Below are 12,836 nucleotides of genomic sequence, written 5' to 3'. Positions count from 1 at the left end.
CCCCGAATATGGCCTGCGCGCGACAGTTCAGGGCCCGCGGCATCTTCACCTATTGGCCGAGCTTGTCAGGCTAACTATCGGATGCTATGTTGATTCGACAATCATTCAATAGCGGCGCGCTGTGAAACAAGCCAATCAAACTAGGGGGTGCAACGTGGCCAAATGGCGTCAAGCAATCGGCTTGGTGTGTCTGGCGGCATTGCCAGGTGCAATTTCGCAGGCCTATGCATTCGGCCTCGGCCATGCGACAGTCAAATCCGCGCTGGGCCAGCCCCTGCGCGCCGACATCGACATCACCCAGATCACCCCTGACGAAGCCTCCTCGCTCAAGGTGGCGGTGGCGCCAGCCTCGGCCTTCCAGTCGCGCAAGTTGAACTACAGCAGCATCCTGCCGGAAGTCACCATCACGCTGGAGCACCGTCCCGATGGGCGGTCCTATTTGCGCCTGAGCAGTTCCCGCCCGGTGCAAGAGCCTTTTGTCGATGTGCTGCTGCGCGCCTACTGGGGGAATGGCGAGCTGACGCGCGACTACACCCTGTTGTTTGACCCACCCAATTTCCAGGAGCCCCAGGCTGCGACCCAGATTGCGCCGCAGGCCGGCCAGCAGATGGCGCCGCCAGCCACGGCCATGCAGCCACCCATGGCACAGCGGGCTCCGACCAACCCGGTTGGCAATGGCTCCTCCACCCCTGCCAAGCCTGTCGCAACGCAGCGGCAGCCCGTTGCGGCCCCCGCCCCGACCTCAACGGCGCAGGCTCAGACCTACACCGTGCGCAAGGGCGACACGCTCTCCAGCATTGCCCAGCAGGTTGGCGTGGAAACCGTTTCGCTGGACCAGATGCTCACGGCGCTCTACCGCGCCAATAGCGGCGCCTTCATCGACGGCAATATGAATTTGCTGCGGGCCGGCGCCATTTTGCGCATCCCCAGTGTGCAAGAGGCGCAGGACATTCCACAGGCCAAGGCGCGCGAGGTCGTCATCGCCCAGAGCCAGAATTTCCAGGCTTACCGCCGCCGTCTGGCGCAAATGACCGGGCAGGCAGCGCCGCAAGAAAAGACGAATCCGCGCCAGGCCGCAGGCAAGATTCAGGCGCAAGTGCAGGAGCCGGTGTCGAAGGCATCGGAGCCCAAGTCGCAGCTCAAATTGAGCGAGGCCGCGGTCGGCACCGCTGCCCAGGCTCAGACCGAGCAAGCCAGCAAGATTGCAGCGCAAAAAGAGGCGCAAGCCGCTGCCACAAAGTTGGCTGAAGCCAAGGCCAATGTCGCCGCACTCTCGAAGCTGGCTGCCAGTGCCAGCGCTGCCGTCAAAGCCGCAACGCCTGCGGCCATGCCGGCCTCGGCAGCCAAGCCTGCGGCCCAGGTCAGGGTTCAGTCTCCCGTGGCCACGGCCGCATCCAAGCCCAAGCCGGTGGTGAAGCCGGTTGCTGCGCCCAAGCCGCCTGGCGAAGCGTCAAACCAACCCGGCTGGCTCTCCGGTCTGTTGGCCAATCCTTATTTCGCACCGGCTGCTGGCCTCATCGCCTTGCTGCTGGCAGCCTGGGCTTTTCTGCGCCGCCGCAAAAAGGGCGGTTCGCCACGTGATTCCTCGGTGTTCGACAGTCGACTGAGCGCCGCCGACAGCTTCTTTGGTGGCACGGGTGGGGAGCGCGTGGACACACGCAACAGCACCCTGGGTTCTTCCGTTGCCTATTCGCCGAGCCAACTGGATACAGGTGATGTCGACCCGGTCGCCGAAGCCGATGTCTACCTCGCCTATGGTCGCGATCTGCAGGCTGAGGAGATTCTCAAAGAGTCGTTGAAAAATCATCCCGACCGCAACGCCGCGCGGCTCAAATTGCTCGAGATCTATGCCAAGCGCAAGGATGTCCGCTCATTCGAGATGACGGCGGCCGAGTTGTTCGCCTTGACCGAAGGCGTTGGCGACGACTGGAAGAAGGCCCAGGATCTGGGGCGCAACCTCGATCCCATCAATCCTCTGTATCACAACACCGTGCCGCCGAGCACCATCAACGCGCCGACCACCATGCCTGTCAGCGACTTCGCGCCCACGGGTTCGTCGATGCTGTCGGCGCCGAGGTCCCTGCCAGCGACGGAATTGCTCACCAGCCTGCCGTCACTGATGACCTCCGCGTCAACCGCCACTTCCGCGCCCGCCGGTTCTGGCCTCGATCTCGATTTGAATCTCTCCGGCCCACCCGTCACGCCGGCCATGCCAAACAAGAGCGTTACGGCGATGGCGCCGCAAAGGTCGACCCCTGTCAGCGCCGCGCCTGCTGAGCCGGCTCCTGCCGACAAGTCCGACTCGGTCCTGAACTTTGATTTTTCCGGCTTCCATGCGCCCGACTCGAACTTGCCGGTCATCCAGCCCGAGATCTCGCATCCCTCGGACAAGCAGCCGCTGGAGTTCGATCTCGGCGCGCTCTCGCTGGATTTGCCCCCGAGCGAACCCAGCACGGCACCGGCGGCCCCAGCCGCGCCTGTTGCTCCCGGCACGGCGCAGCGCCAAGAACCGCACGCGCCCGCGCAGCCGCAGGCTGAACCCATGCCGGATTCATCGCATGGCCTGGACACGCGCTTGGCCCTGGTGGAGGAATGTCGCGCCATGGGCGATGTGGACATGGCGCGCAATCTGCTGGGCGAGATCATTGCCGAAAGCGATGGAGAAACCAAGGTACGCGCCCAGCGGATGCTGGCCGAAATCGGCTGAAGTCAGAGGGCGATCGCGGCGTCCATGCGCATTGCCCTCGGGCTGAGTTACAGGGGATGCGCCTACCTGGGGTGGCAGAGCCAGCCCGGAGGCCGCACCGTGCAGGACCAGTTTGAGGCCGCGCTGGCGCGCTTCATGGGCACCCCGGTGCGGGTGGCTTGCGCCGGCCGCACCGACGCTGGCGTGCATGCCCTGCAGCAGGTCGTGCACTTCGACTCACCTGTCTCTCGTGCGCCGTTTTCCTGGGTGCGCGGCACCAACAACTTCCTGCCGCCCGACATCGCCGTGAACTGGGCCCAGCCAGTGGTGGATGCGTTTCACGCCCAAAAGAGCGCGGTTTCGCGCCGCTACCGCTATGTGTTGGTGCAGGCCAAGGTGCGACCAGCTTTGCTGCATGGGCTCGTCGGCTGGACGCACCTGCCGCTCGACGCCAGCGCCATGCGCGCCGCCGCCGCCATACTGCTGGGGACGCACGATTTTTCGGCTTTCCGCGCCAGTTCCTGCCAGTCCCGCAGCCCGGTCAAGACCCTGCACGCCATCGACATCGGCCGGCAAGGCGACACCTGGACCTTCGACTTCCACGCCAGCGCTTTTCTGCACCATATGGTGCGCAACATCATGGGTTGCCTGATCGCCGTGGGCAGCGGGGCGCAAGACAGCGTCTGGTTGCACAATGTGCTGCAGTCCTGCAACCGCAGCCTGGCCGCCCCCACTTTCATGCCGCACGGTCTCTATTTCCTCGGGCCGCAATACCCCGCCAGTTTCGATCTGCCCGACCCGGCTTGTGACCTGCCCCAGCTTTTCGCCTGAAGCCCCGCCATGTCGATGCACCCTCCCCATCGCACCCGCATCAAGATTTGCGGCATCACCCGCATCGGTGACGCCCTGGCTGCCGCCGAGGCCGGAGCCGACGCCATCGGCATGGTCTTCTACCCGCAAAGTCCACGCTCTGTGGCCATGCAGCAGGCGCAAGCCATTGCGCGTGCCTTGCCGCCGTTCGTCAGCACCGTGGCGCTGTTCGTCAACGCCACCGAGGCCGAGGTGAACGCGGTGATCGACGCGGTGCATCCATCCTTGTTGCAGTTTCACGGTGATGAATCTCCCGCCGACTGCTCCCGCTTCTCATACCCCTATTTGCGCGCAGCCCGCATGAAAACGGGCCTGGATTTGCTAGACTTCAAGACCCGGTTCACAGATGCCCAAGCGCTTTTGCTCGATACCTACATCGAGTCCTACGGCGGCGGCGGCGAGGTTTTCGATTGGTCACTGATTCCAAAAAACGCCAACTTTCCCATCGTTTTGTCTGGTGGGTTGCATGCGTCAAATGTGGGGCGGGCCATTGCGCAGGTCAGGCCCTGGGCGGTTGACGTCTCATCCGGCGTCGAGCTGTCCAAGGGCGTGAAAGACGCAGCCGCCATTCGCCGCTTCATCGCGGCGGTGCGCGATGCAGATGCCGCCGTGCAAGCCTGATCCGCTTGCCACGGCTTTCCGGCGCAAGCCCCAGCTTCCGGCTCTCCCGACTTCACCATCATGCTGAACTATGCCTACCCCGACGCCCGCGGCCATTTCGGCCCTTACGGCGGCTCTTTCGTCGCCGAGACCCTGGTCAAGGCGCTCGACGAACTCAAGACGGCCTACGCGCATTACCGCACCGACCCCGAGTTCATCGCCGAATACCAAAGCGAACTCAAACATTTCGTTGGCCGTCCCAGCCCCATCTACCACGCCGAACGCCTGAGTCGCGAGCTTGGCGGCGCGCAGATTTTCCTCAAGCGCGAAGACCTGAACCACACCGGCGCGCACAAGATCAACAACACCATCGGCCAGGCCATGCTGGCCCGTCGCATGGGCAAGCCGCGCGTCATTGCCGAAACCGGCGCCGGTCAACATGGCGTGGCGTCGGCCACGGTGGCGGCGCGCTACGGCATGGACTGCGTGGTGTACATGGGTTCCGAGGACGTGAAACGGCAGTCCCCCAACGTCTATCGCATGCATCTGCTGGGCGCCAAGGTGGTGCCGGTGGAAAGCGGTTCCAAGACGCTGAAAGACGCGATGAACGAGGCCATGCGCGATTGGGTTGCCAATGTCGAGAACACCTTCTACATCATCGGCACCGTGGCCGGCCCCCATCCCTACCCGATGATGGTGCGCGACTTCCAGCGCGTGATCGGCGACGAGTGCATCGCCCAAATGCCGGAAATGACCGGCCGCCAGCCCGATGCCGTGCTCGCCTGCGTTGGCGGCGGCAGCAACGCCATGGGCATTTTCTACCCGTATATCGAGCATGAGAAGGTGCGCCTGATCGGCGTCGAGGCCGGCGGTGAAGGCCTCGGCACGGGCCGGCACGCGGCTTCGCTGTCGGCGGGCTCACCCGGTGTGTTGCACGGCAACCGCACCTATTTGCTGCAGGATGCCGACGGGCAGATCATCGAAACCCATTCGGTATCGGCCGGGCTGGACTATCCCGGCGTGGGCCCCGAGCATGCCTGGCTCAAGGACATCGGCCGCGCAGAATATGTCGCCGTGACCGACGCCGAAGCGCTGGCCGCCTTTCACCGGCTGTGCCGTACCGAGGGCATCATCCCCGCGCTGGAGAGCAGCCACGCCTTGGCGCAGGCCATGAAAATGGCGCCCGAAATGGGCCGCAGCCAGACCTTGCTGGTCAACCTCTCCGGCCGTGGCGACAAGGACATCGGCAATATCGCCGATCTCACCGGGGCGCAGTTCTTCTGCCGCCCGTCCTGCCGTCAGGGGGTGCTGTGATGCGCCGTATCGCCTCCACCTTCGAGCGCCTGGCGCAGACCGGCCGCAAAGCGCTGATTCCCTATGTCACCGCAGGCGACCCCGCGCCCGAGACCACCGTGCCGCTGCTGCACGCCCTGGTCGAGGCCGGTGCCGACGTGCTGGAACTGGGCATTCCGTTTTCCGACCCGATGGCCGATGGTCCTGTCATTCAGCGCGCCAGCGAGCGCGCCCTGGCGCGTGGCGTGAACATGGCGCAGGTGCTGTCCTGGGTGCGCGAATTCCGCTTGCGCGACCAGGCCACACCGCTGGTGCTCATGGGTTATGCCAATCCCATCGAGCGCTTCGGCGTCGAAGCTTTCGTGCGCGATGCGGCACAAGCCGGCGTGGATGGCGTGCTGGTGGTCGATTACCCGCCCGAGGAGGCGGAAGACTTCGCCTCCCGCCTGCGCGCAGCAGGCATGGACCCCATCTTCCTGCTGGCGCCCACCTCCACCGAGGCGCGCATGCAGCAGGTGAACCAGCTGGCCAGCGGCTACGTCTACTATGTCTCGCTCAAGGGCGTGACCGGCGCCGGCAATCTCGACGCGCAAGCGGTGTGCGAGCGGCTGCAGACCCTGCGCCGGCATGTGCACCTGCCGCTGGGCGTGGGCTTCGGCATCCGCGACGGCGCCAGTGCCGCCGCCGTGGCGGAGTGCGCCGACGCCGTGGTGATTGGCTCGCGCATCATCGAGCTGATGGAGCATCAGCCCGCGGCTGCGGGCATGCAGGCTGCAGCCGATTTCGTGCGTGGCATTCGCACCGCGATCGACGCCGCCACGCAGGCATCCGCCGCCGCTTAGGCGCATCTAGACAGGACAGGAGTGCATCATGAGTTGGCTCGAAAAACTGCTTCCCCCGAAGATTCAGCAATCCGAATCCGGCAATCGCCGGCAGATGCCCGAGGGGCTGTGGATCAAATGCCCGTCGTGCGAGACCGTGCTCTACAAGACCGACCTGGAGCGCAACCAGTATGTCTGCCCCAAGTGCTCGCACCACATGCGCATCGGCGCCCGCATGCGCCTGGACGCGCTGCTCGACGGCGAGGGCCGCTATGAAATCGGTCAGGAGGTGCTGCCGGTCGATGCGCTCAAGTTCAAGGACAGCCGCAAGTACCCCGAGCGTCTGAAAGAGGCCCTGGAAAACACCCAGGAGACCGATGCTCTGGTGGTCATGGGCGGCGCGATTCAGAGCATCGCCCTGGTGGTGGCCTGTTTCGAGTTCGAGTTCATGGGCGGCTCCATGGGTTCGGTGGTCGGCGAGCGCTTCGTGCGCGGCGTGGAAACCGCGCTGGAGCAGAAGGTGCCGTTCGTCTGCATCACCTCCACCGGCGGCGCGCGCATGCAGGAAGGTTTGCTGAGCCTGATGCAGATGGCCAAGACCAACGCCGCCCTGGCGCGCCTGGCGCAGGCGCGCATTCCCTACATCAGCGTCCTCACCGACCCGACGATGGGCGGAGTCTCCGCCAGCTTCGCCTTCGTCGGCGATGTGGTGCTGGCCGAGCCCCGCGCGCTGATCGGCTTTGCCGGCCCGCGCGTGATCGAGAACACCGTGCGCGAGAAACTGCCGGAGGGTTTCCAGCGCGCCGAATTCCTGATGCAGAAGGGCGCCGTCGACCGCATCGTCGATCGCCGCGAATTGCGCGCCGAGCTGGCGCACATGCTGGCCATGCTGCAGCGCCAACCGGCGGACGCGGTTGCCGGCTGACGCAGTGAGCGACAAGGCGGCCGTTTCGCCGCTCGCACCTTCAGCCGCGCTGCCGCCTTTGCCCACCCTGCCGACCTCGACTCCCGTCCCCGCCATGCAGGGCTGGACCCTGCAGCAGTGGCTGGAGCATGCCGAGCGCCTGCACGCGCAGGCCATCCACCTCGGGCTGGAGCGGGTCGAGCGCGTGCGCGCGGCGCTCGACCTGCGTTTCTCCTGCCCGGTCTTCACCGTGGCCGGCACCAACGGCAAGGGATCGACCTGCGCCTTGCTCGAACAGATTCTGCTGGCGGCAGGCTACCGTGTCGGCGTCTACGGTTCGCCGCACCTGGTGCGGTTCGAGGAGCGTTGCCGCATCCGCGGCTCCATGATGGAAGCAGCCGCCCTGCTGCCGCATCTGCTCGCCGTCGAACAAGCGCGCTGCAGTGTGCAACCGGCGGTGGAACTCACCTATTTCGAATTCACCACCCTGGCCATCATGCGTCTGCTCAGCCTCTCAGAGCTGGACGCCGCGGTGCTGGAGGTGGGCATGGGCGGCCGGCTGGACGCGGTGAACGTGGTCGACGCCGATTGCGCCATCATCACCAGCATCGCCCTCGACCATACCCAGTTCTTGGGTGCCGATCGCGAGGCCATCGGCTTCGAGAAGGCCGGCATCATGCGCCCCGGGCGGCCGGTCATCGTTGCCGATCCGGCGCCGCCGCAGAGCGTGATCGAACATGCCGCCGTGGTGGGCGCCAAGCTCTGGCGCATGGGCCATGACTTCGGCTACACCGCCACCGGCCAACAACAGTGGAACTACATCGGGCACGCACTGCGCCGCCCCGGTCTGGCCTACCCGGCCATGCGCGGCGCCAACCAATTGCTCAACGCCAGCGCCGCCCTGGCTGCGCTGGAAGCCCTGCAGGAACGCCTGCCCACCAGCGCACAGGACGTGCGCCAGGGCCTGGCCCGCGCGGAGTTGCCCGGCCGTTTCCAGATCCTGCCCGGCCAGCCCACGGTGGTGCTGGACGTGGCGCACAACCCGCATGCGGTTGCGGTGCTGGCCGAGAACCTCGATGCCATGGGCTACGCGCCGCACACCCACGCGGTTTTTGGCGCCATGGCCGACAAGGACGTGGCGCAGATGCTGGCGCGCATCGCGCCGCTGGTCGATCGCTGGTATCTGTGCGATTTGCCCACCCCGCGGGCCGCACGGGCGGTGGACATCGACGCGGTGCTGCGTCCGCTGCTGCCAGCGGATCATGCCGTGATGGGCTTGTATGCCGATCCCCAGACGGCCTTCGCACAAGCGACGGCTTGCGCCGAGCCGGCCGATAGAATCCTGGTTTTCGGCTCGTTCTTCACAGTCGGCGGCGTGTTGGCACAAGGCGTGCCGCGCATGCAGGGCCGCCACGCGACGCATCCATCTCCATGAAAATCCCCGGAAAACGCGGCAAGGACGATTCCAACGCGCCAGCCCAGGCTGACAGCCAGGCGCAAAGCGAAGAGGTCTTGCGGGTGCGCGCGCGCCGCCGTCTGATCGGCGCGGTCGCCCTGGTCCTGACTGGCGTGGTGGTGTTCCCGCTGATTTTCGAGACCCAGCCCAAGCCCGTGGCCTCGAATATGTCGCTGGTGATCCCGCCGCAGGATCAGGCGAGCATCTTGCCGGCGCCGGCTGGCAGCGTGCCGCGGGCCGATGCCAAAGCGGCTGCGGCGGTGGCCGAGTCGGCGCCGAAATCCTCCAGCGGCCCGCAAGCCATCGCCCCCAAGGCTGTCGAGCCTGCCGCGCCGCAGGCCGCGGTGGTCGCGCCAGCACCCGCCCCCGTGGCGCCAACCCGGCAAGCGCCTGTGCAGGCGCAAGCGCCGGTGCAACAACCAGAACAGAAGCCCGAGCAAAAACCAGCGGCTGCGCCAGGACCATCGACGGCGCAGGTCTCGCCACCGGCCCAGCACAAACCGCAGCCTTCGCAACATCAAATCGCCAGTGCGCGGCAGGCGCTTGCCGCACTGGAGGGCAAGCAGCCCGACCAGATCACCACGGCCCAGGCCGAGGCGGCCATTGCCCAGTCAGGCCACGGCTCCGGTGTTTCCAACCAGGCGTCCAGTTCGGCACGCTATGTCATCCAGGCGGGGGCCTATGCCGACACCAAGGCCGCCCATGAGGTGCGCCTGAAAATCGAGCATGCCGGCTTCAAGACTTACACCCAGGTGGTGGATACGCAGGCCGGCAAGCGCATCCGGGTTCGCGTCGGCCCCTTCACCACGCGCGAACAGGCGGACCAGGCGCTCGCCCGGATCAAGGCGCTGGGGCTCAGTGCGGTCGTGCTGACCTTGTGAACGCGCTGGACTGGTTCGTCCTGGCAGGTCTCGGCCTGTCGGCTTTGGTGGGCGTGCTGCGGGGTGCGGCCTACGAGTTCATCAGCCTCGGCGGCTGGATCGTGGCATTCTTCGTGGCGCGTCAGTGCTCGCCCTGGCTGGCCGGGCACTATTTGCAGGGTCTGGGCACGGTGGAATTGCGCAACGGCGTGGCCTGGTTCGCCTGCTTCGTGCTCGCGCTGCTGGCAGCGGGGCTGCTGGCCACGGTGATGCGGCTGCTGCTGCGCTCGACGGGGCTGGGGGTTCTCGACCGCAGCATGGGCGCCGTGTTCGGCCTGGTCCGCGGCCTGGCGTTGCTGATGCTGGCCATTTTCGCTGCAGGTTATACAGAATTGCCGCATAGTGCGATGTGGAAGACCTCGCTGTTCATCCCGCCGGCGGCAGCGGCGGTGGCCGAAGTGCTCCCTCTCCTGCCTGTGGCCGTGGTTCCGGCCATGCCTGCACTGCCGAAGCCGTAACCATCCCGATTCAGATTCATTCAGCGTTTCAGTTCTGGAGTGCACGCATCATGTGTGGAGTTGTCGGCATCGTCTCGAAGCAGCCCGTGAACCAGGTGATTTACGACGCCCTGCTGCTGTTGCAACACCGGGGGCAGGACGCGGCCGGCATCATCACCGGCCAGGCTGGCAGGCTCTACATGCAAAAAGCGCGCGGCATGGTGCGCGACGTGTTTCGCACCCGCAATATGCGCGGCCTGCCCGGCAATTACGGTCTGGGCCAGGTGCGCTACCCCACGGCCGGCAGCGCCGACAGCGAGGAAGAAGCGCAGCCGTTCTATGTGAATGCCCCGTTCGGCCTGGCGCTCGCCCACAACGGCAACCTGACCAACACCGATGTCCTGCGCGAGGAACTCAAGACCCACGATCACCGGCATATCAACACCGGGTCCGACTCCGAGGTGCTGCTCAATGTGCTGGCGCATGAAATCGATGCGGCTTCGCATGGATTGCCGCTCAAGCCGGCCGATCTGTTCAAGGCCGTGCGCGCGGTGCACCGGCGCATTCGCGGATCCTATGCCGTGGTCGTGCTGATTGCGGGCCATGGTTTGCTGGCGTTCCGCGACCCTTACGGCATCCGCCCGCTGTGCTTCGGCACGCAGGATGAGGACGGCGACATCATGGTGGCCAGCGAGTCGGTGGCGCTGGAGGGCAACGGCTACAAGCTGGTGCGCGATGTTGCTCCCGGGGAGGCCGTGTTCGTCGATCTGGAAGGTCGGCTGCATAGCGAGCAGTGCGCCGAGAACCCCACGCTCAACCCTTGTATTTTCGAGTTCGTCTACCTCGCGCGGCCCGACTCGGTGCTCGACGGCATTTCGGTCTACCAGGCGCGCCTGAACATGGGCGAGACCCTGGCGCAGCGCGTCATCTCCACCATGCCGCCGAGTGAAATCGACGTGGTGATCCCGGTGCCCGAATCCAGCCGGCCCTCCGCCATGCAACTGGCCTGGAAGCTGGGGCGGCCCTACCGCGAAGGCTTCGTCAAGAACCGCTATGTCGGGCGCACCTTCATCATGCCCGGCCAGGCCGTGCGCAAGAAATCGGTGCGGCAGAAGCTCAACGCCATCACCCAGGAATTCGCCGGGCGCAACGTGCTGCTGGTGGACGACTCCATCGTGCGTGGCACGACCTCGCGCGAGATCGTGCAAATGGCGCGCGAGGCCGGGGCGCGCAAGGTCTATCTGGCTTCGGCCGCGCCGCCGGTGCGCTACCCGAATGTCTATGGCATCGACATGCCCACGGGTCGCGAGTTGGTCGCGCATGAACGCAATATCGAGGAAGTGCGCCAGATCATCGGCGCCGACGCGCTGATCTATCAGGACCTGGAGGCGATGAAGCGCGCCGTGCGTCGCGAGCGTCCCGACATCGACACCTTCGAGGCTTCCTGCTTCGACGGCTGCTACATCACCGGCGATGTCGACGCGGCTTTGCTCGTGGGTTCGGGCGCCAGCCGGGGCGAAGACTTCGGCAGCCGCTTGAACCTGCAGAACGCGGAGCAGGAGGAGTCCCAATCGTGAATGCGAGCGACAAGGCCCTGAGCAAGGGCTTGCACATCGACACGCTGGCCGTGCGCGAGGCGCTGCCGCGCACGGCTTACGGCGAACACAGCGAAGCCCTGTTTCTCACCAGCAGCTTCGTGCATCCAGATGCCGCCACCGCCGCCGCGCGTTTTGCCGGTGAGGAGGACGGGTTTCTCTACTCGCGTTTTTCCAACCCCACCGTGGCCAGCATGGAGCGCCGCCTGGCAGCGCTCGAAGGCACGGAAGACGCCATCGGCACGGCCAGTGGCATGGGCGCCATCCTGCTGCTGATGCTGGGCCTGCTGCAGGCCGGCGACCATGTGGTGTGCTCGCGTTCGGTGTTCGGCTCCATCATCAAGCTCATCGGCGGCGAGTTCTCGCGCTTCGGCGTGGAAAGCAGCTTCGTGCCGCAGGACGATATCGCCGCCTGGAAAGCCGCCATTCGCCCCGGCAAGACCCGGCTGCTGTTCGCCGAGACGCCGACGAATCCGCTCACCGAGGTTTGCGACATCCGCGCCCTGGCCGATCTCGCCCACGATTGCGGCGCCCTGCTGGCGGTGGACAACTGCTTTTGCACGCCCGTCTTGCAACGCCCGCGTGAACTCGGCGCCGACCTGGTGGTGCATTCCGCGACGAAGTATCTGGACGGCCAGGGCCGGGTGATTGCCGGCGCGGTGTGCGGCAAGACCGAACTGATCGAGGGCCGGCTGCTGCCGGTGCAGCGCAGTGCGGGCATCAGCCTGTCGCCGTTCAACGCCTGGGTGGTGCTCAAGGGCCTGGAAACCCTTGGCCTGCGCATGCCGGCGCACAGCGCGCGCGCACTCGAATTGGCACGCTGGCTGCAAGCCCAGCCCGGCGTGGCGCGGGTGCATTACCCGGGGCTGGAGTCGCATCCCCAGCATGCCCTGGCCATGCGCCAGCAGGACGGGCAGGGGGGCGCGGTGCTCGCTTTCGAACTGGCTGCGGCCAACCCGCAAGAGGCACGGCGCCGCGCCTTCCATGTCATCGACCAGACCCGTCTGTGCTCCATCACCGCCAATCTGGGCGACACCAAAACCACCATCACGCATCCCGCCACCACCACCCACGGCCGGCTCAAGGACGAGCAGCGGCAAGCCGCCGGCATCGGCCAGGGCTTGATCCGCGTGGCCGTCGGGCTGGAACATCAGCCCGACATCCAGGCCGACCTGGCGCGTGGACTTGGCACGCTCGCTTAAGCCATCAGGTCGCCAACTGTCAGCCAATCGCGAGCCAACTGGCCGCGTCAAT

The 12,836-nt window shown here is 66.1% G+C and carries 11 protein-coding genes; all 11 read left to right on the top strand.

Translation table 11 applies throughout. The annotated features are described in order from the left end of the window. Positions 1-154 precede the first annotated feature (154 nt). The 11 genes from ACYCUK_RS04495 (at position 155) to ACYCUK_RS04445 (ending at position 12,784) form a co-directional block, all read left to right on the top strand. Entirely contained in the window at positions 155-2,707 is a 2,553-nt protein-coding gene (locus ACYCUK_RS04495) for a FimV/HubP family polar landmark protein (protein WP_461593633.1), read from the top strand. A 24-nt stretch (positions 2,708-2,731) separates the two neighbouring features. Continuing rightward, positions 2,732-3,517, top strand: coding sequence for a tRNA pseudouridine(38-40) synthase TruA (gene truA / locus ACYCUK_RS04490; protein ID WP_461593632.1), 786 nt, complete (start codon positions 2,732-2,734; stop codon positions 3,515-3,517). Positions 3,518-3,526: 9 nt separating this feature from the next. Then, positions 3,527-4,177, top strand: coding sequence for a phosphoribosylanthranilate isomerase (locus ACYCUK_RS04485; protein ID WP_461593631.1), 651 nt, complete (start codon positions 3,527-3,529; stop codon positions 4,175-4,177). 60 nt (positions 4,178-4,237) lie between these two features. Further along, complete coding sequence (trpB, locus tag ACYCUK_RS04480; protein ID WP_461593630.1) at positions 4,238-5,470, top strand: tryptophan synthase subunit beta; 1,233 nt, start codon at positions 4,238-4,240, stop codon at positions 5,468-5,470. Next, positions 5,470-6,291 carry a tryptophan synthase subunit alpha gene (gene trpA / locus ACYCUK_RS04475; RefSeq protein WP_461593629.1) on the top strand — a complete coding sequence of 274 codons (822 nt, stop codon included), beginning with the start codon at positions 5,470-5,472 and terminating at the stop codon, positions 6,289-6,291. The genes trpB and trpA overlap by 1 nt, the downstream gene beginning before the upstream one ends. A gap of 28 nt (positions 6,292-6,319) precedes the next feature. Next, complete coding sequence (gene accD, locus ACYCUK_RS04470; RefSeq protein ID WP_112485537.1) at positions 6,320-7,195, top strand: acetyl-CoA carboxylase, carboxyltransferase subunit beta; 876 nt, start codon at positions 6,320-6,322, stop codon at positions 7,193-7,195. 94 nt (positions 7,196-7,289) lie between these two features. Continuing rightward, a complete protein-coding gene (gene folC / locus ACYCUK_RS04465; protein WP_461593711.1) occupies positions 7,290-8,609 on the top strand; it encodes a bifunctional tetrahydrofolate synthase/dihydrofolate synthase in 1,320 nt (439 codons plus the stop codon). Next, positions 8,606-9,511, top strand: coding sequence for an SPOR domain-containing protein (locus ACYCUK_RS04460; protein WP_461593628.1), 906 nt, complete (start codon positions 8,606-8,608; stop codon positions 9,509-9,511). Before folC ends, ACYCUK_RS04460 begins: the two co-directional genes overlap by 4 nt. Continuing rightward, complete coding sequence (locus ACYCUK_RS04455; RefSeq protein ID WP_461593627.1) at positions 9,508-10,008, top strand: CvpA family protein; 501 nt, start codon at positions 9,508-9,510, stop codon at positions 10,006-10,008. The genes ACYCUK_RS04460 and ACYCUK_RS04455 overlap by 4 nt, the downstream gene beginning before the upstream one ends. A 50-nt stretch (positions 10,009-10,058) precedes the next feature. Then, positions 10,059-11,564 (top strand): amidophosphoribosyltransferase, encoded by a 1,506-nt coding sequence (gene purF / locus ACYCUK_RS04450; RefSeq protein ID WP_461593626.1) that lies wholly within the window; start codon positions 10,059-10,061, stop codon positions 11,562-11,564. Beyond that, positions 11,561-12,784 carry an O-succinylhomoserine sulfhydrylase gene (locus tag ACYCUK_RS04445; RefSeq protein WP_461593625.1) on the top strand — a complete coding sequence of 408 codons (1,224 nt, stop codon included), beginning with the start codon at positions 11,561-11,563 and terminating at the stop codon, positions 12,782-12,784. The genes purF and ACYCUK_RS04445 overlap by 4 nt, the downstream gene beginning before the upstream one ends. Positions 12,785-12,836: the final 52 nt, after the last annotated feature.

It is taken from the genome of Thiomonas sp. (assembly GCF_054608695.1).
The sequence above is the reverse complement of the archived record's forward strand: the minus strand, read 5'-3'. Positions and strand labels throughout refer to the sequence as shown.

Excerpts from the sequence above, each read along its gene's own strand:
- trpA (WP_461593629.1), top strand. The coding sequence starts at position 5,470 with ATGCGCCGTATCGCCTCCACCTTCGAGCGCCTGGCGCAGACCGGCCGC.
- folC (WP_461593711.1), top strand. The coding sequence starts at position 7,290 with ATGCAGGGCTGGACCCTGCAGCAGTGGCTGGAGCATGCCGAGCGCCTG.
- trpB (WP_461593630.1), top strand. The coding sequence starts at position 4,238 with ATGCTGAACTATGCCTACCCCGACGCCCGCGGCCATTTCGGCCCTTAC.
- purF (WP_461593626.1), top strand. The coding sequence starts at position 10,059 with ATGTGTGGAGTTGTCGGCATCGTCTCGAAGCAGCCCGTGAACCAGGTG.
- accD (WP_112485537.1), top strand. The coding sequence starts at position 6,320 with ATGAGTTGGCTCGAAAAACTGCTTCCCCCGAAGATTCAGCAATCCGAA.
- ACYCUK_RS04460 (WP_461593628.1), top strand. The coding sequence starts at position 8,606 with ATGAAAATCCCCGGAAAACGCGGCAAGGACGATTCCAACGCGCCAGCC.
- truA (WP_461593632.1), top strand. The coding sequence starts at position 2,732 with ATGCGCATTGCCCTCGGGCTGAGTTACAGGGGATGCGCCTACCTGGGG.
- ACYCUK_RS04485 (WP_461593631.1), top strand. The coding sequence starts at position 3,527 with ATGTCGATGCACCCTCCCCATCGCACCCGCATCAAGATTTGCGGCATC.